General features: G+C 68.6%; 15 protein-coding genes. 4 read left to right on the top strand and 11 right to left on the bottom strand.

Features of this window, described 5'->3' with window-relative positions; all coding sequences use genetic code 11:
• Nucleotides 1-43 precede the first annotated feature (43 nt).
• The 3 genes from R0232_RS14870 to R0232_RS14860 are packed head-to-tail and all read right to left on the bottom strand — an operon-like array spanning nucleotide 44 to nucleotide 2,884.
• Nucleotides 44-1,381 carry an ATP-binding protein gene (locus R0232_RS14870; protein ID WP_431512892.1) on the bottom strand — a complete coding sequence of 446 codons (1,338 nt, stop codon included), beginning with the start codon at nucleotides 1,379-1,381 and terminating at the stop codon, nucleotides 44-46.
• 17 nt (nucleotides 1,382-1,398) lie between these two features.
• Nucleotides 1,399-2,058 carry a response regulator gene (locus R0232_RS14865; protein ID WP_057592472.1) on the bottom strand — a complete coding sequence of 220 codons (660 nt, stop codon included), beginning with the start codon at nucleotides 2,056-2,058 and terminating at the stop codon, nucleotides 1,399-1,401.
• A 55-nt stretch (nucleotides 2,059-2,113) separates the two neighbouring features.
• Nucleotides 2,114-2,884 carry an IclR family transcriptional regulator domain-containing protein gene (locus R0232_RS14860; protein WP_431512572.1) on the bottom strand — a complete coding sequence of 257 codons (771 nt, stop codon included), beginning with the start codon at nucleotides 2,882-2,884 and terminating at the stop codon, nucleotides 2,114-2,116.
• Between the two features lie 130 nt (nucleotides 2,885-3,014).
• Here R0232_RS14860 and pobA point away from each other — a divergent pair, with 130 nt between their 5' ends.
• Entirely contained in the window at nucleotides 3,015-4,196 is a 1,182-nt protein-coding gene (gene pobA, locus R0232_RS14855; RefSeq protein WP_431512571.1) for a 4-hydroxybenzoate 3-monooxygenase, read from the top strand.
• Here the strand turns inward: pobA and R0232_RS14850 are convergent.
• Genes R0232_RS14850 through R0232_RS14840 form a run of 3 tightly spaced genes read right to left on the bottom strand, consistent with a single transcriptional unit; the run spans nucleotide 4,166 to nucleotide 7,923 of the window.
• Nucleotides 4,166-4,594: an SRPBCC family protein gene (locus R0232_RS14850; RefSeq protein ID WP_431512570.1), complete on the bottom strand. Its 429-nt coding sequence runs from the start codon at nucleotides 4,592-4,594 to the stop codon at nucleotides 4,166-4,168. The genes pobA and R0232_RS14850 overlap by 31 nt on opposite strands.
• A gap of 49 nt (nucleotides 4,595-4,643) precedes the next feature.
• Nucleotides 4,644-5,555, bottom strand: a complete 912-nt coding sequence (locus R0232_RS14845) for a helix-turn-helix transcriptional regulator (RefSeq protein WP_431512569.1) — start codon at nucleotides 5,553-5,555, stop codon at nucleotides 4,644-4,646.
• A 37-nt stretch (nucleotides 5,556-5,592) separates the two neighbouring features.
• Nucleotides 5,593-7,923, bottom strand: coding sequence for a xanthine dehydrogenase family protein molybdopterin-binding subunit (locus R0232_RS14840; protein WP_431512568.1), 2,331 nt, complete (start codon nucleotides 7,921-7,923; stop codon nucleotides 5,593-5,595).
• A 237-nt stretch (nucleotides 7,924-8,160) separates the two neighbouring features.
• On the opposite strand from R0232_RS14840, the gene aat reads away from it, so the two are divergent.
• From aat to R0232_RS14825, 3 genes are read left to right on the top strand one after another with little or no spacing between them, the layout of a single operon-like run.
• A complete protein-coding gene (aat, locus tag R0232_RS14835; RefSeq protein WP_208511886.1) occupies nucleotides 8,161-8,916 on the top strand; it encodes a leucyl/phenylalanyl-tRNA--protein transferase in 756 nt (251 codons plus the stop codon).
• Nucleotides 8,913-9,662: an arginyltransferase gene (locus R0232_RS14830; RefSeq protein ID WP_431512567.1), complete on the top strand. Its 750-nt coding sequence runs from the start codon at nucleotides 8,913-8,915 to the stop codon at nucleotides 9,660-9,662. The genes aat and R0232_RS14830 overlap by 4 nt, the downstream gene beginning before the upstream one ends.
• 30 nt (nucleotides 9,663-9,692) lie before the next feature.
• A complete protein-coding gene (locus tag R0232_RS14825) occupies nucleotides 9,693-10,544 on the top strand; it encodes an IclR family transcriptional regulator (RefSeq protein WP_093341417.1) in 852 nt (283 codons plus the stop codon).
• Nucleotides 10,545-10,657: 113 nt separating this feature from the next.
• Here R0232_RS14825 and R0232_RS14820 read toward each other — a convergent pair whose 3' ends face one another.
• The 5 genes from R0232_RS14820 to ilvC all read right to left on the bottom strand — a co-directional run bounded on the left by R0232_RS14820 (nucleotide 10,658) and on the right by ilvC (nucleotide 17,503).
• A complete protein-coding gene (locus R0232_RS14820; RefSeq protein WP_093341415.1) occupies nucleotides 10,658-11,842 on the bottom strand; it encodes a serine hydrolase in 1,185 nt (394 codons plus the stop codon).
• A gap of 117 nt (nucleotides 11,843-11,959) precedes the next feature.
• Nucleotides 11,960-13,498 (bottom strand): 2-isopropylmalate synthase, encoded by a 1,539-nt coding sequence (locus R0232_RS14815; protein ID WP_208511884.1) that lies wholly within the window; start codon nucleotides 13,496-13,498, stop codon nucleotides 11,960-11,962.
• A gap of 50 nt (nucleotides 13,499-13,548) precedes the next feature.
• The gene (gene leuA, locus R0232_RS14810; protein ID WP_431512566.1) at nucleotides 13,549-15,255 is read right to left on the bottom strand and encodes a 2-isopropylmalate synthase; all 1,707 of its coding nucleotides are present in this window, start codon (nucleotides 15,253-15,255) and stop codon (nucleotides 13,549-13,551) included.
• A 223-nt stretch (nucleotides 15,256-15,478) separates the two neighbouring features.
• Entirely contained in the window at nucleotides 15,479-16,303 is an 825-nt protein-coding gene (pssA, locus tag R0232_RS14805; RefSeq protein ID WP_057592484.1) for a CDP-diacylglycerol--serine O-phosphatidyltransferase, read from the bottom strand.
• A gap of 183 nt (nucleotides 16,304-16,486) precedes the next feature.
• A complete protein-coding gene (ilvC, locus tag R0232_RS14800) occupies nucleotides 16,487-17,503 on the bottom strand; it encodes a ketol-acid reductoisomerase (protein ID WP_296789229.1) in 1,017 nt (338 codons plus the stop codon).
• Nucleotides 17,504-17,520 lie beyond the last annotated feature (17 nt).

The following is a 17,520-nucleotide window of genomic DNA, read 5'->3' as shown; positions in this document are numbered from 1 at the left end:
GCTTAAACGCCGCTGAACGATCGAGCCGGGCGCGGCCGCGGTGTCAGGCGTGCTGCGGAAAGCGCACCACCACCCGCAGCCCGCCCAGGCTCGGCGAGGCATCGAGTGCCACGCTCGCACCATGCAGCTCGGCGATCGACTTGACGATCGAGAGGCCGAGCCCGCTGCCCGGCGCCTGCGGCTCGCCCGAGCGATAGAAGCGGTCGAGCACGCGCTCGCGCTCGGTGGGCGGCAGGCCCGGGCCGCTGTCGTCGACGCTGAGCTCGACCGCCTCGCCCTGGCGCGCGATCGCGATGTCGACGCGGCCGTCCTCGGGCGTGTACTTCACGGCGTTCTCGAGCAGGTTGCGCAGCAGCATGCGCAGCGCCTCGGGCTGGCCCTTCACCGCGGCGCCCTCGTCGGCGCGCGCGATGCCGATGTCGATGCGCCGCGCCTGGGCCGCGGCCACGGCGTCCGACACGGCCAGTCGCGCCACCTCCGCGAGCGCCACCGGCTCGGGCGGCGCGCCGGCGGCCATGCTGGCCTCGTGGCGCGCGAGCGCGAGCATCTGCTCGACCAGTCGCGTCGCGCGGTCGATGCCCGCCACCAATCGGCCGATGGCGAGCTCGCGCGCGCCGTCGTCGGTGGCGCGCTGCAGGCCCTGCACCTGCAGCTTGAGCGCGGCCAGCGGCGAACGCAGCTCGTGCGCAGCGTCGGCCACGAAGTGCTTCTGCGCCTCGAAGGCCTGCCGCACGCGGTCGAACAGCAGGTTGAGTTCCTGCACCAGCGGGCGCACCTCGTCGGGCAGTTTCTCCTCGCTCACGGGCGAGAGATCGTCGGCCTGGCGCGAAGCCACCTGGGTGCGCACGCGCGCCACCGGCGCGAGCGAGCGGCTCACCACCCACCACACGACCAGCATCAGCAGCGGCGCCATCAGCGCCACCGGCGCGACGGTGCGCAGCGCCAGGGTGCCGGCCATGTGCTGGCGCGCCGCCATGTCCTGCGCCACCTGGATCACCAGCCCGCGGGTCTGCATCGAGAACACGCGGTAGGTGGTGCCGCGCGCGCGCACGTCGGCGAAGCCCAGCACCGCGAGCTGCGGCAGCGCGGCCTGGTCGGCCGATTCGAAGATGCGCACGCCGTCGGCGGTCCAGACCTGCACCACGAAATCGAAGTTCTGCTCGGCACCACCGAGGCCGCCCACCGCCGCGCTGGGCGGCAGGCCGGCGCGCAGCGAGAGCGCCATCTGCTGCATGTGGTAGTCGAAGATCTCGTCGGCCTCCTTGAGCACGGTGCGGTAGGCCACCAGCGCCTGCGCGCCGGCCGCCAGCACGATGGCCGCGAGCAGGAACCACAGCAGGCGCGCGCGCAGCGAGCCGGTCATGCGCGCGGCCAGTCCCATCACGCCCCTCACGCCGCTCACGCCTTCGGCACCATGTAGCCGACGCCGCGCACGTTGCGGATCAGCTCCGCACCGAGCTTCTTGCGCAGGCCGTGCACGTAGACCTCGACCGCGTTGCTGCTGATCTCGTCCTTCCAGCTGTAGAGCTTCTCCTCGAGCTGCGCGCGCGAGAGCACCATGCCGGGCCGCGCCAGCAGCGGCTCGAGCACGGCCCATTCGCGGGCCGACAGCACCACCGGCTGGCCGGCCACGCTGACCTCGCGGGTGGCGGGATTGATGCTCACGCCCATGTGCTCGTAGACCGGCTCGGCGCGCCCGGCCGCGCGGCGCAGCAGCGCGCGGATGCGCGCCAGCAGCTCGTCGAGGTCGTAGGGCTTGAGCACGTAGTCGTCGGCGCCGGCGTCCAGGCCCTCGATGCGCTGCTGGATCGAGTCGCGCGCGGTGGCGATCAGCACCGGCATGCGCTGCTTGCGCGCGCGCAGGTTGCGCAGCACCTCCAGGCCGTCGCGGCGCGGCACGCCGAGGTCGAGCAGCACCAGGTCGTAATCCTGGGTGCGCAGCGCCGACTCGGCGCTGTCGCCGTCCTTGACCCAGTCGACCGCGTACTGCTCGGCACGCAGCAGGTCGAGCACGGCTTCGCCGATCATCACGTCGTCTTCGAGGAGCAGCAGTCGCATGGCGGGTTCCTGATGTTCTGGTTTGGCGGTTCGAGGCGGAGGGACCGGGCGAAGTTCAAAGCAGCGCGCGCACCTCGCGCGCGGCCTCGAACAGCAGCGGCAGCATGTCGCGCCGCAGGGCCTCCTCCTGGTAGCGCGCGCCCGACAGCACCACGTTGAGCGCGGCCACCGTGTGGCCCTGCATGTCGCGCAGCGGTACGGCCAGCGCCTGCACGCCGAGCTCGTGCTCCTCGCTCGCGAAGCAGTGGTCTTCCTTGCGCGCGCGTGTCACCAGCTGGCGCAGCGCGCGCGCCTGGGTGGTGGTCTGCGGCGTGAGGCGCGCCAGGTGGCGGCCCGTGAGCCAGCGCGTGAACTCGGCCGGCGGCAGCGCGGCCAGCAGCACGCGGCCGGTGGAGGTGGCATGGGCCGGCAGCCGCGCGCCCAGGTGCAGGCCATAGGCCAGCACGCGCGTGGGCGTGCCGTAGCTGCCGCTGCGCGCCACGATCACCACCTCCTCGCCGTCGAGCACCACGGCCGAGAAGGATTCGCCGGTCTGCGCCGCGAGCCGGTTCAGGGTGGGCTGCAGCGCGCGCGGCAGGCGCGACGAGGCCAGGTAGCTGCCCGAGAAGCGCAGCACCTTGGGCGCCATCCAGAAGTAGCTGCCGTCGGTCTCGAGGTAGCCCAGGTGTGCCAGGGTCAGCAGGTGCCGGCGCGCCGCGGCGCGCGTGAGGCCGGCGCGCTCGGCCGCCAGGGTGGCGTTGAGGCGCTGGCGCTCGGTGTCGAAGCTTTCGAGCACCGCCATTCCCTTGGCGATGCCCTCGATGAAGTCGGCTCTGGCGATGGTCATGAGTGAGGCGAAGCGGGAAGTTGCGCGATCATCGCGCAGCCATTCGCATGATCGCACACAGCCGCATCGGCCGGCGTGCCAGGGCGGCGCGCGCGCCCTACGCTTCGCGGAACTTCTCGGAGACATCGACATGCGCACCCAGGTAGCGATCATCGGCGCCGGCCCGGCCGGCCTTCTGCTCGGCCAGCTTCTGTTCAAGGCCGGCATCGACAACGTCATCGTCGAACGCCAGAGCGGCGACTATGTGCTCGGGCGCATCCGCGCGGGCGTGCTCGAGCAGGTCACGATGGACCTGCTGGAACGTGCCGGCGTCGACGCCCGCGCCAAGGCCGAGGGCCTGCCGCACGGGGGCATCGAGCTGCTGTTCAAGGGCGCGCGCCACCGCATCGACATGCACGGCCTCACGGGCGGCAAGCAGGTCACGGTGTACGGCCAGACCGAGGTGACGCGCGACCTGATGGAAGCGCGCGCGGCCGAGTGCCTGGCCACGGTCTACAGCGCGGCCAACGTGAGCCTGCACGATTTCGACTCGCGCTCGCCGCGCGTGCGCTACGAGAAGGACGGCCAGACGCACGAGATCGAGTGCGACTTCATCGCCGGCTGCGACGGCTACCACGGCGTGAGCCGCGCGAGCGTGCCGGCCGATGCGATCCAGACCTACGAGAAGGTCTACCCCTTCGGCTGGCTCGGCGTGCTGGCAGACGTGCCGCCGGTGTCGCACGAGCTGATCTACGCCAACACCGAACGCGGCTTCGCGCTGTGCAGCATGCGCAGCGCCACGCGCAGCCGCTACTACGTGCAGGTGCCGACCGAGGAACGGGTGGAGAACTGGAGCGACGAGGCCTTCTGGAACGAGCTGCGCGCGCGCCTCGACCCGGAAGCGCGCGAGCGGCTGGTGACCGGGCCCTCGCTCGAGAAGAGCATCGCGCCGCTGCGCAGCTTCGTGGCCGAACCGATGCGCTTCGGCTCGCTGTTCCTGGCCGGCGACGCGGCGCACATCGTGCCGCCGACCGGCGCCAAGGGGCTGAACCTCGCGACCGCCGACGTGGGCTACCTGTCGCGCGCCTTCGAGATCTTCTACCGCGAGCGCTCGGCCTCGGCGCTCGACCGCTATTCCGACCTGTGCCTGCGCCGGGTCTGGAAGGCCGAGCGCTTCTCGTGGTGGTTCACCTCGCTGATGCACCGCTTCCCCGAGACCGGCGCCTTCGGCCAGAAGATCCAGGAGGCCGAGCTCGACTACCTCGTGCATTCGCACGCGGCCTCGACCTCGCTGGCCGAGAACTACGTCGGGCTGCCGCTCGAGGACTTCTGAGCCTCGGCCTCGAACTTCTTCTTCATCGCGGCCGCGCCCTCGTCCATCATGCCGGCGATGTAGGGCGCGAGTTCGTCGGGCAGCACGTCGGTGATCCAGACGAAGCGCGAGCGCCCTTCGCCCGCGTCGAACACCTGCGCCGACGCATGGTGATGCCGCATGCGGCTGCCCGTGACGGTGTAGGCGATGCGGCGCAGCGATTCGTCGATCGACACCGGCAGCTCGCGCGCCACGCTGCCGTTGGAGAAGTCGAGGATGCGCGCGCCCTCCTCGTCGATGCGGCAGGCCGTGAGGAAGCCCGGCGCGAGCCGCTGGTGCACGGCGCGGAAGTCGCGCAGCGCGTCCCAGACCTGTGCCGCGCTCGCGGCGAGTTCGAATTCCCGGTGGATGGTGGCCATGGCGGGCTCCTTCGCGCTCAGGGATGGCGGCCTGCGCAGGCCGGGACTGTCAGTTCGATGGCGTGATGCATGGCGATGGCTTCCTGGTCGATGAATGGATCAGGCGCTCATCGTCGAGCAAGGCCGCGAGGCGGTCTTGGAGAATCTTGCGGTCGCCGCGCGCGGCACGGCGGAAGTCGCCCGGCGAGACACCGGCGGCGCGCCGGAAGGTGCGCACGAAATTGCTGAGGTCGGCAAAGCCCACGTCGAGCGCGATCTCGGTCACGGGACGGTCGCCGTCGGCGAGCAGGCGCGCCGCGTGGCGCAGGCGCGAGCGCACGAGGTACTGGTGCGGCGTCACGCCCAGCACCTGGGAGAACAGGCGCAGGAAATGGAAGGCGCTGAGCCCGGCCTCGGCCGCGGCCTGCTCGAGGCCGATGTCTTCGTGCGAACCCTCGGCGATCCACATCGCGGCATCGACGGCGCGGCGCCGGTCGCGCGCGGGGGCCGCTCCGGGCCGCGGCGCATCGCGCCCTTCCACGAGGTCGACGAAGCGATGGGCGAACTGCATGCCGACCTCGTCGAGGCCGAGGTCGCTGCGGCCCTCGACCGCGGCCTGCGCGAGTTCGCCGAGCACCATCAGCCCGGACAGCGGCGGCAGGCCGCCGGCCTGCCAGGTACCGCGCCCGCCACCGATCAGCTCGACGAAGCCCGGCGAGAGGTGGAAGGCCAGGCACTCGTCGCCGCAGACATGGTGGTCGTGGGTGCAGACGTACTCGTCGCCCGGCGCGCCGACGAGCACCGAGCCGGCCACGAGCTCGTAGGCATGGCCGCGCGCGCGGTAGCCGAAGCTGCCCTTGCGCACGTACGAGACCGAATGGCCCTCGTGCATCTCGGCGAAAGGCGGGGCATCGGGGCCCGCGTCGCAGCGGTAGCTCGAGACCCGGATCGGCTCGGTCTGCAGTTCGGTGACCACGAGCATGGTGGTTCTCCCGCAGTACCGGCCGTGCGGCGGGTCCTCAGTCGACCGTCTGCATCGCCTGCCACACGCGCGAAGGGCTCAGCGGCATGTGCAGGCGCGGCGCGCGCGCGGCCAGGCCATTGCGCGCGAAGGCGTCGGCCACGGCATTGACGATGGCCGGCGTGGCACCGATGGTGCCCAGCTCGCCCACGCCCTTCACGCCCAGCGGGTTGTTCTTGCAGGGCGTCGATTCGTCCATCTCCATGTGGAACATGGTGCTCACGATATCGGCGCGCGGCGCGGCGTAGTCCATCAGGCTGCCGGTGACGGGCTGGCCGGTCTCGTGGTCGTACACCACCTGCTCGTAGAGTGCCTGGCCGATGCCCTGCACGGCGCCGCCCTCGAGCTGGCCGCGCACGATCATCGGGTTGACCACGCGGCCCACGTCGTTGACCGAGCTGTAGGCCACCACGCTGATCTCGCCGGTGGGCGGATCGATCTCGATCTCGCAGATGTGGCAGCCGTTGGGCCAGGTCGGGCCGGCCACGGTGCTGGTGGAGTCGACGAAGATCTCGCGCTCGGGCTGCTTGCCGGCCAGCGTGAACAGGTCGAGCTCGAGGTCGGTGCCGATCACGGCGAAGGCGCCGCGGCTGTAGGTCACGTCGTCGATCGCCACCTCGAATTCCTGGGCCGCGAGTTCGCGCGCCTTGTCGATGGTGCGCTCGGCGCCGATGCGCACGGCCGAGCCGCCGGTGAACAGCGAGCGCGAGCCGGCGCTGCCGAAGCCGTCGCCGCGGTCGGTGTCGCCGAGCACCACGCGCACCTTCTCGATCGGCACGCCGAAGGCGTCGACCGCGAGCTGCGCCAGCGAGGTGGCGATGCCCTGCCCCATGGCATTGACGGCCGAGAACACCTCGATCACGCCGTCGGCCTGTACCGAGACGGTGACGCGCTCCTCGAACACGTTGCCGCCGGTCCATTCGAGAAAAGTGGCGATGCCCAGGCCGCGGTGGCGCCCGTTGCGCGCCGATTCGGCGGCGCGGCCCTCGAATCCGTTCCAGTCGGCCAGGCCCAGCGCCTGGTCCATCACCGACTCGAACTTGCCGGTGTCGTAGGTCTGCGCCATCGGGTTCTTGTACGGCATCTGCTCGGGGCGGATGAAGTTGCGCCGGCGCAGCTCGATGCGGTCGATGCCGGTCTGGCGCGCGGCCTCGTCCATCAGCCGCTCGATGGTGAAGATCGCCTCGGGCCGGCCAGCGCCGCGGTAGGCGCCGGTGGGCGCGGTGTTGGTGAGCACCGCCTTGAAGTGGAAGTCGATGGTCTGGATGTCGTAGACGCTGGTCTGCACCCAGGGGCCGATCAGCAGCTGGATCGCGACGCCGGTGCCGGTGGCATAGGCGCCGACGTTGGCCAGCGTCTTGATGCGCAGCGCGAGGATGCGGCCCTTGGCGTCGAGCGCGAGCTCGGCCTTGGCCTCGATGTCGCGGCCATGGGCGCTCGAGAGGAATTCCTCGCTGCGGTCGGCCACCCATTTCACGGGGCGCTTCACCTGCAGCGCCGCGAAGGCCACCGCGATGTCCTCGGGATAGGCGCCGGTCTTCATGCCGAAGCCGCCGCCGACGTCGCCGACCACCACGCGGACCTTGTCCTTGGCCAGGCCGATGGCGGCGCAGATCGAGTCGCGCACGCCCGAGGGCATCTGGGTGCTCATGCGGATCGTGAGGCGGCCGGTGTCGGCGTCAGGCGCGGCGAGCACCGAGCGCGGCTCGATGGTCAGCGCCACCACGCGCTGGTTGACCACGTCGAGCGCCACCACGTGGGCGGCCTTGGCGAAGGCGGCCGTGGCGGCCTCGCTGCTGCCGTGGCGCATCTCGGCCGCGATGTTGCCGCCGGCCTCCTCGCACAGCTGCGGCGCGCCTTCGGCGGTGGCGGCCGCGAGGTCGACCACCATCGGCAGCTCCTCGTACTCGACCATCACGGCTTCGGCCGCGTCGCGCGCCTGCTGCACGGTCTCGGCCACCACCACGGCGACGGCCTCGCCGACGAAGCGCACGCGTTCGTGCGCGATGGCATGGCGCGCGGGGCTGGCGCTGTCGCCGCCGTCGGCACGCTTGAAGCCGGCGGCGCCGGGCATCGGCTTGACGCCGGCCGCGGCCAGGTCGGCGCCGGTGATCACGGCGAGCACCCCCGGCAGCGCGAGCGCCGCCGAGGCGTCGACCGAGGCGATGCGCGCATACGGGTAGGGAGAACGCAGGAAGACCAGGTGGGACTGGCTCGGCAGGGACACATCGTCCGTGTAGCGGCCGGCGCCTGAAAGAAGACTCTGGTCTTCGAGCCGGCGCACGGCCTGGCCGCTGCCGAAACGCATGGGATTGGGGTCTGTGGTCAACGTGGTCCTCTTGTACCGGGCCCGCGCACAACGCTGGCGCGCGGAGACCGTCATGGGGTGCTTCTTCGAAGGAAGCTCCGCACTATATGTGAGCTGGAGCAAACGTGTGCGCCTTTGGACGAGTGCATTGGGAGGGCACCAGAAAGGGGCATGCCCGAGGGGCCCGCGGCGGAGCCGGCGTTGGGTTTTCGCCTCTGATACGAAGATGCGCCCCGCAAGCCGTGTATACCTACGGCCATGCGACAACTGCCCTGGCTCGAACCCGGCGATGCCCTGCCCGACCCCTCGACGGCGTGGGGGATCGCCGATCCCGTGCCCGGGCTGCTGGCCGCTGGCGGCTCGCTCGACGTCGATACTCTCTTGCGCGCCTATGGCCGCTGCGTCTTCCCCTGGTTCAGCGAGGACCAGCCGATCCTGTGGTGGAGCCCCGATCCGCGCATGGTGCTGCAGGTGGCCGATTTCCGGCTCCACCGCTCGCTGCGCAAGACGCTGGCGCGCTTCGCGCAGGCGCCGGGCTGCGAGATCCGCATCGACCACGACTTCGGGGCCGTCATCCGGGCCTGCTCGGGCTCGGCCCGCCCGGGCCAGTCGGGCACCTGGATCGTGCCGGACATGGTCGCCGCCTATACCGAATTGCACCGGGCCGGCCATGCCCACAGCGTCGAGACCTGGATCGACGGCGAACTCGCGGGCGGCCTCTACTGCGTGGCGATCGGCGGCGCGGTGTTCGGCGAGTCGATGTTCACGCGCCGCCCCGACGCCTCGAAGACCGCGCTGGCGGCGCTGGTGTGCCTGTGCCGGCGCTTCGGCGTGCGGATGATCGACTGCCAGCAGAACACGGCCCACCTAGCGAGCCTGGGCGCGCACGAAATGCCGCGCGCGCGCTTCGTCGAACACGTGGCCCGGGCTCGGGAAGCGACGGGGCCCGCCTGGCGTTTCGAGCCCGTATACTGGTCCGAACTCCTGTCTGCGCGACCCTCTCACCCGACGTGACGCACCTCAAGGATCTCCCGCTCCACACGCTGCAGTTCTACGCGACCGCGCCCTACCCCTGCAGCTACCTGCCGGACCGCCAGGCCCGCTCGCAGGTGGCCACTCCCAGCCACCTGATCCACAACGACGCGTACTCGGACCTGGTGCTCAGCGGCTTCCGGCGCAGCGGCATGTTCACCTACCGCCCGTACTGCGACGGCTGCCGCGCCTGCGTGCCGCTGCGGGTGCTGGCCAATGCCTTCACGGCCTCGCGCAGCCAGCGCCGTGCCGCCAAGCAGCACGCCGACCTGCAGGCCCGCGTGCTCAAGCTGTGCTTCGTGCCCGAGCACTACCAGCTCTACCTGCGCTACCAGAATGGCCGCCACGCGGGCGGCGGCATGGACCACGACAGCATCGACCAGTACACCCAGTTCCTGCTGCAGAGCCGCGTGAACTCGCGGCTGGTCGAGTTCCGCGAGACCCTGCCCGACGGCAGCGCGGGCGCGCTCAAGATGGTGTCGATCCTCGACGTGCTCAACGACGGCATCTCGGCCGTCTACACCTTCTACGAGCCCGAGGACGGCATGGCCTACGGCACCTACAGCGTGCTCTGGCAGATCGAGCAGGCGCGCAAGCTCGGCCTGCCCCACGTCTACTTGGGCTACTGGATCGAACACAGCCCGAAGATGAACTACAAGGCGCGCTTCGCGCCCCACGAATTGCTGATCGACGGCCGCTGGCAGCGCGCCAGCGATTTCACAAGATAAAATGGCGCCCGGTCTTCACCGCACAGCGCCATGAGAAAAAACCATTCAGACATTCCGGCCACCCCCGTCATCCAGGTCATCGAACGCATGTTCGCGCTGATCGACGTGCTGGCCTCGCGCGAAGAAGCCATTTCCCTGAAGGAAATCAGCGAAAAGACGGGGCTTCATCCCTCCACCACCCACCGCATCCTCAACGACCTCGCGGTCGGCCGCTTCGTCGACCGTCCCGAGGCCGGCAGCTACCGGCTCGGCATGCGCCTGCTGGAGCTCGGCAACCTGGTCAAGGGCCGGCTCAACGTGCGCGACGCCGCGCTGGGCCCGATGCGCGAGCTGCACAAGCTCACGCAGCAGCCGGTCAACCTCAGCATGCGCCAGGGCGACGAGATCGTGTACATCGAGCGCTCCTACAGCGAGCGCTCGGGCATGCAGGTGGTGCGCGCCATCGGCGGCCGCGCCGCGCTGCACCTCACTTCCACCGGCAAGCTGTTCCTGGCCGCGGACGATCCGCAGCGGGTGCGCAGCTACGCCACCCGCACCGGGCTGGCCGGCCACACGCGCAACAGCATCACGCAGCTGCCGGCGCTCGAGCGCGAGCTGTCGAAGGCGCGCCAGTACGGCATCGCGCGCGACAACGAGGAGCTGGAACTGGGCGTGCGCTGCATGGCCGCCGGCATCTACGACGACCAGGGCAAGCTGGTCGCGGGGCTGTCGATCTCGGCACCGGCCGACCGGCTCGACGAAGGCTGGCTGCCCAAGCTGCAGGCAACGGCGAACGAAATCTCGGAGGCGCTGGGCTTCAAGCAGGGCGTGGCACCCGCTGCCGGGGCCGTGGCGGCCGCTTCGGGGTCGCCGGGCGGCCCATCCCCCTCCGTGGGGGCTTGAGCGCGCCTGGGCGCGTTCCAGGCCCTTGCGGCGACCCTCGGGGGGCGAAGCTCTTTCCCCCGCACCATGAAAAAAGCCGGCAACCGCCGGCTTTCGTCTTTGGGCAGGCCCGTTCAGCCCGCGATCTGGTACGCCACGGCGCGCGAGGCGGCCGGCGAACCCGGCACGGCATGCGTGGCTTCGACCCAGCGGCGCACGCGCTCGGCGTCGGCGATGCGGCTGAACTTGCCGGCCGAATCGAGGAACACCATGATCAGCTTGCGGCCCGCGACCCGGGCCTGCATCACCAGGCACTGGCCGGCTTCGGAGATGTAGCCGGTCTTCTGCACGCCGATGTCCCAGTCGGGGCTCTTCACGAGGCGGTTGGTGGTGTTGAACTGCAAGGTGCGGCGGCCGACCTCGACCTGGTATTCCGGCGAGGTGGACAGCGAACGCACGGTGGCGTCGGCGTAGGCGGCGTTCACGAGCAGCGCCAGGTCCTGCGCGCTCGACTGGTTGCGGCTCGACAGCCCGGTGGGCTCGACGTAGCGCGTGTCCTTCATCCCGAGCATGCGCGCCTTGGCATTCATGATGCTCACGAAGGTGCTCAGGCCACCGGGATAGGTGCGGCCCAGCGCGTGGGCGGCGCGGTTCTCGCTCGACATCAGCGCCAGGTGCAACAGTTCGCCGCGCGTGAGCGTGGTGCCGACCGTCAGGCGCGAACTGCTGCGCTTCTCGGTGTCGACGTCGTCCTGGGTGATGGTGATGAGCTCTTCGTTCGGCAGCTTGGCCTCGCTGATCAGCAGGCCCGTCATGAGCTTGGTGAGCGAGGCAATCGGCAGCACGGCGTGGTCGTTCTTGCTGAACAGCACCTCGTGCGTGTCCTGGTCGACCACCAGCGCGACGCTCGACTTGAGTTCGAGCGCGTCGTCGGTGGTGTGCAGGCCGGCCATCTGGCCGAAGGACTGGCGCGGCGGCGCCTCGACACGGACCACCGAGCGGCGCTGCACGGCCACCACGGTCTTGCCGTTCTTCTTTTGCAGGGTGGCCACCACGTTGCGACCACCACGGACCACCTTGTCGGCCTTGTCGTCGCGCTCGGCACGGCCACCACGCTTGGCGACCTTGGACGACGCGGCATTGCGCTTCACCTCGACCGGCGCAGCGCCGCGGGCTTTCTTCGAGACGGCCGCCGTCTTGGCAGGGGCCGCCTTCTCTTTCTTGGCGGCCTGGGCGCCGGACAACAAAAAAGCCGTCGCGCAGAACGCGACGGCGAGGGTGCGAAGGCTTGAAACGCGGTGGAGACGGGCTTCGGGCATGTACAAAATCTCCAGCGGCAGGAATAAGGACCGCAGTGTATCGAAATCAAAAAAGGCACGCAATATCAGCTACTTGCATCCTTTTCTTCATTCGAATACCAAGGATCGCCCGAAAACCTAACCTTGTGCCGCCACTCTCTCAGCTTGGCTCTGTAACTTGTTGAGCGCACTCAAATAAGCCTTTGCTGACGCCACCACGATGTCGGGATCCGCCCCGACGCCGTTGACCACCCGCCCTGCGTTTTGTAACCGGACTGTAACTTCTCCCTGGCTTTCCGTCGAGCCACTGATGGCATTGACCGAGTAAAGCACCATCTCGGCGCCGCTCTTGACGTGCGACTCGATGGCCTTCAGGGAAGCATCGACCGGGCCATTGCCGTCCGACTCGCCCGTGACTTCCTTGCCATGGACGGTGAAGACGATCTTCGCCTGGGGGCGTTCACCGGTTTCGCTGTGCTGCGCGAGAGAAACGAAAGCAAACTGTTCGCCAACGTTCGCACCCTCCTCCGCGCTGACAAGCGCGAGGATGTCCTCGTCGAAAATTTCGGACTTGCGGTCGGCCAGCTCCTTGAAGCGCAGGAAGGCGGCGTTGATCTCGCCCTCGCTCTCCATGGTCACGCCCAGCTCCTGCAGCCGCTGCTTAAAGGCGTTGCGGCCGCTGAGCTTGCCCAGCACGATCTTGTTGGCGGCCCAGCCCACGTCCTCGGCCCGCATGATCTCGTAGGTGTCGCGCGCCTTGAGCACGCCGTCCTGGTGGATGCCCGAGGCATGCGCGAAGGCATTGGCGCCCACCACCGCCTTGTTGGGCTGCACCACGAAGCCGGTGGTCTGGCTGACCATGCGGCTCGCGGCCACGATGTGCTGGGTGTCGATGTTGAGCGTGAGGCCGAAGTAGTCCTTGCGGGTCTTCACGGCCATCACTACCTCTTCGAGCGAGCAGTTGCCCGCGCGCTCGCCGAGGCCGTTGATGGTGCACTCGATCTGGCGCGCGCCGCCGATCTTCACGCCGGCCAGCGAGTTCGCCACCGCCATGCCGAGGTCGTTGTGGCAGTGCACCGACCAGATCGCCTTGTCGCTGTTGGGAATGCGCTCGCGCAGGGTCTTGATGAAATTGCCGTAGAGCTCGGGGATCGCATAGCCCACGGTGTCGGGCACGTTGATCGTGGTCGCGCCCTCCGCGATCACGGTCTCGATCACGCGGCACAGGAAGTCGGGATCGCTGCGGTAGCCGTCCTCGGGACTGAATTCCACGTCGCCCACCTGGTTGCGCGCGAAGCGCACCGCGAGCCTGGCCTGCTCGTACACCTCGTCGGGCGACATGCGCAGCTTCTTCTCCATGTGCAGCGGCGAGGTCGCGATGAAGGTGTGGATGCGGCCGCGCGCCGCGCCCTTCAGCGCCTCGGCGGCGCGCGCGATGTCGCGGTCGTTGGCGCGCGACAGGCCGCACACCGTCGATTCCTTGATCGCGTTGGCGATCGCCTTGACCGCCTCGAAGTCGCCGTTCGAGCTGGCCGGGAAGCCGGCCTCGATGACGTCGACCCGCAGCCGCTCGAGCTGCTTGGCGATGCGCAACTTCTCGTCGCGCGTCATCGAGGCGCCGGGCGACTGCTCGCCGTCGCGCAAAGTGGTGTCGAAAATTATGAGTTGGTCGGTCATCGTGGTTCTCCTTCGTTTCTGGCCACCTGGCGCTTCGGTCGGATCGAGGCTCAGACGGTCGCGGTCTCCGATTGTGCGCTGTGCGCGCCGTTGCCCCTGGCGCGCTCCACGCCCGAGACGATCGCCTTCAGCGACGCGGCGATGGTGTCCTCGTCGATGCCCACGCCGAACAGCGTGCGCGACTCGTCCACGCGCAGCTCCAGGTAGGCCACGGCCTTGGCGTCGGCACCGGCGCCGATCGCATGCTGGTGGTAGTCGATGACGCGCACCGCATGGCCCGTCGCGGCGCTCAGCGCGTGCGTGAAGGCATCGATGGGACCGTTGCCGCGGCCCTCGATGGCCACGGTCTCGCCGTTCCAGGCCAGGTCGCCGCGCAGAAGCACCGAGGCGTTGGCGCCGTCCTTGCCCTCCTCCTGCAGCACGCGGTGCTGGAGCGCCTGTACCGACTCGATGCCGTACTCGCGCACGAAGAGCTGCCAGAGGTCCGCGGCCGTGAGTTCCTTGCCCGCGACGTCCATCACGCGCTGCACCGTCTGGCTGAATTCCATCTGCAGGCGGCGCGGCATCTCGATGCCGTACTCGCTCTCGAGCAGGTAGGCGATGCCGCCCTTGCCCGACTGGCTGTTGACGCGGATCACGGCCTCGTAGCTGCGGCCGACGTCCTTCGGATCGATCGGCAGATAGGGCATGTCCCAGATGTCGCCGTCCTTGCGCGCCGAGAAGGCCTTCTTGATCGCGTCCTGGTGCGAGCCCGAGAACGAGGTGTAGACCAGGTCGCCCACGTAGGGGTGGCGCGGATGCACGGGGATCTGGTTGCAGTGCTCGACCGTGGCGCGGATCTCGTCGATGTTCGAAAAGTCGAGTTCGGGCGAAACGCCCTGCGTGTAGAGGTTGAGCGCCACGTTGACGAGGTCGAGGTTGCCGGTGCGCTCGCCGTTGCCGAACAGGCAGCCTTCGATGCGGTCGGCGCCGGCCATCAATGCGAACTCGCCGGCGGCGGTGCCGGTGCCGCGGTCGTTGTGCGGATGCACCGAGAGCACGATCGCATCGCGACGTTCGAGGTTGCGGTGCATCCACTCGATCATGTCGGCAAAGATGTTCGGCGTGGAGTGCTCGACCGTCGACGGCAGGTTGACGATGCACTTGCGCTCGGGCGTCGGCGCCCATACCGCGGTGACCGCGTCGACCACGCGCTTGGAGAACGCGAGGTCGGTGCCCGAGAACATCTCGGGCGAGTACTGGAAGGTCCAGCGCGTGTTGGGCTGCTTCGCGGCCATCTCGTTGAACATGCGCGCATGCGAGGCGGCGAGCTCGACGATGCCGTCCTCGTCCATGCCGAGCACCACGCGGCGCATCACGGGCGCCACGGCGTTGTAGAGATGGACGATGGCGCGCGGTGCGCCCTGCAAGGCCTCGAAGGTGCGGGCGATCAGGTGGTCGCGCGCCTGCGTCAGCACCTGGATCGTCACATCGTCGGGAATGCGGTCTTCCTCGATGAGCTTGCGCACGAAGTCGAACTCGACCTGCGACGCCGAGGGAAAGCCGACCTCGATCTCCTTGAAGCCGATGGCCACGAGGGTCTCGAACATACGCATCTTGCGCGTGATGTCCATCGGCTCGACCAGGGCCTGGTTGCCGTCACGCAGATCGGTCGACAGCCAGATCGGCGCCTTGGTCAGCACGGCGTCGGGCCAGGTGCGGTCCTTGAGACCGATGGGCGCGAACGCACGGTATTTGGCTTGAGGTTGCTTCAACATGTCGATTTCTCTGCTGTGATGGTTGGTGATCAACCAGCAACCCCAAAAACAAACGGCCCGTTGCTGGTGCGAACGGGCCGTGGTGATGGATTTGCGCGTGCGCTACCGTCTCCGCCCGTGAGGGAGAGCTAGTAGGGCCAGCAGCGAAATCATCTTCGTCATGAGGGTTGCGAATTTAGCACAGGCTTCGAGACTTTGTGAAGACGGTGCCGCAATGCCTGTCTCAGTTGTGCAAACCGCGCTCGTCGGGTTCCTCGGTCGAGGTGCTGATCACGCTGGTCTGCTGCCCCTTGGCCTTGCGCCATGCATAGACCACGTAGCCGCTCAGGCCGTAGACCACGAACAGGCCGAACAGCACCGTCGGCGGATGGATGTTGATGACCGCGATGCCGAGCGCGATCAGCACGATCACGGCGAAGGGCACGCTCTTCTTCATCTGCACGTCCTTGAAGCTGTAGAACGGCGCGTTGGTCACCATCGTGAGGCCCGCATAGAGCGTGAAGGCGAAGGTGATCCAGGTGATCTGGGTCCACGAGAGGTACAGCACCTCGCCGCCGCGCTTGCCCCATTCGGTCATGAGCCAGATGAAGCCGGCCACCAGCGCCGCCGCCGCGGGCGACGGCAGGCCCTGGAACCAGCGCTTGTCGACCACGCCGGTGTTGACGTTGAAGCGCGCGAGCCGCAGCGCCGCGCAGGCGCAATAGACGAAGGCCGCGATCCAGCCCCAGCGGCCCAGTCCCTTGAGCGACCACTCGTAGGCGATCAGCGCGGGCGCCGCGCCGAACGAGACCATGTCGGACAGCGAGTCCATCTGCTCGCCGAACGCGCTCTGCGTGTTGGTCATGCGCGCCACGCGGCCGTCGAGGCTGTCGAGCACCATGGCCGCGAAGACGCCCAGCGCGGCGAGGTCGAAGCGCGCGTTCATCGCCATCACGACCGAATAGAAGCCGCCGAACAGCGCGGCCAGCGTGAACAGGTTCGGCAGGACGTAGATGCCCTTTCGCCGCTTGCGCGGCTGGACCTCGTCGGGGACGGTGTCGTCATGCATTGGATAGGTCTCCGTCCCTCATGGGCATTGTCGGCTCAGCTATCTCTTCGATAGCAATTCGGTCACTGGATCGCATCCCCGGGAGTGTAGTTCAGGGGCACGCCCGCCCTCCAAGCAAAAGGGCCACCGCGAGGGTGGCCCTTGGGGGGAATCGGGCGCCGGAGCGCCCTGCTCGCCGGGAGATCAGTTGCGGGTCTGGTCGACCAGCTTGTTCTTCTTGATCCAGGGCATCATCGCGCGCAGCTTTTCGCCAACCACTTCGATCTGGTGCTCTGCACCCAGGCGACGGCGGCTGATCAGCGTGGGCTGGCCGGCAGCGGCTTCGAGCACGAAGCTCTTGGCGTATTCGCCGGTCTGGATGTCCTTGAGCACCTGCTTCATGATCTTCTTGGTCTCGTCGGTCACGATGCGCGGGCCCGTGACGTACTCGCCGTATTCGGCGTTGTTCGAGATCGAGTAGTTCATGTTGGCGATGCCGCCTTCATAGATCAGGTCGACGATCAGCTTCAGTTCGTGCAGGCATTCGAAGTACGCCATTTCGGGCGCGTAGCCGGCTTCCACCAGCGTTTCGAAACCGGCCTTGATCAGCTCGACCGTGCCGCCGCACAGAACCGCTTGTTCGCCGAACAGGTCGGTCTCGGTTTCTTCGCGGAAGTTGGTCTCGATGATGCCGGCCTTGCCGCCGCCGTTGGCGGTGGCGTAGCTCAGCGCGAGGTCACGCGCCTTGCCGCTCTTGTCCTGGTGCACGGCCACCAGGTGGGGCACGCCGCCGCCTTGGGTGTAGGTGCTGCGCACGGTGTGGCCCGGGGCCTTGGGAGCGACCATCCACACGTCGAGGTCGGCGCGCGGCTGCACGAAACCGTAGTGCACGTTGAAGCCGTGTGCGAAGACCAGCGAAGCGCCTTCCTTGATGTTCGGCGCCACGTCGTTCTTGTAGACGTTGGCGATCTGCTCGTCGGGCAGCAGGATCATGACGACATCGGCGGACTTCACGGCATCGGCCACTTCGGCGACCTGGAGGCCGGCCTTGCCGACCTTGTCCCACGAAGCGCCGCCCTTGCGCAGGCCGACCACGACCTTGACGCCGCTGTCGTTGAGGTTCTGCGCGTGCGCGTGGCCTTGCGAGCCGTAACCGATGATGGCCACCGTCTTGCCCTTGATCAGGCTCAGGTCCGCGTCCTTGTCGTAATAAACCTTCATGATGTTCTCCAGATAGA

This window comes from Variovorax sp. DAIF25 (genome assembly GCF_050711835.1).
Classification (GTDB): domain Bacteria; phylum Pseudomonadota; class Gammaproteobacteria; order Burkholderiales; family Burkholderiaceae_C; genus Variovorax.
This window is presented reverse-complemented; position numbering and strand designations above follow the sequence as displayed.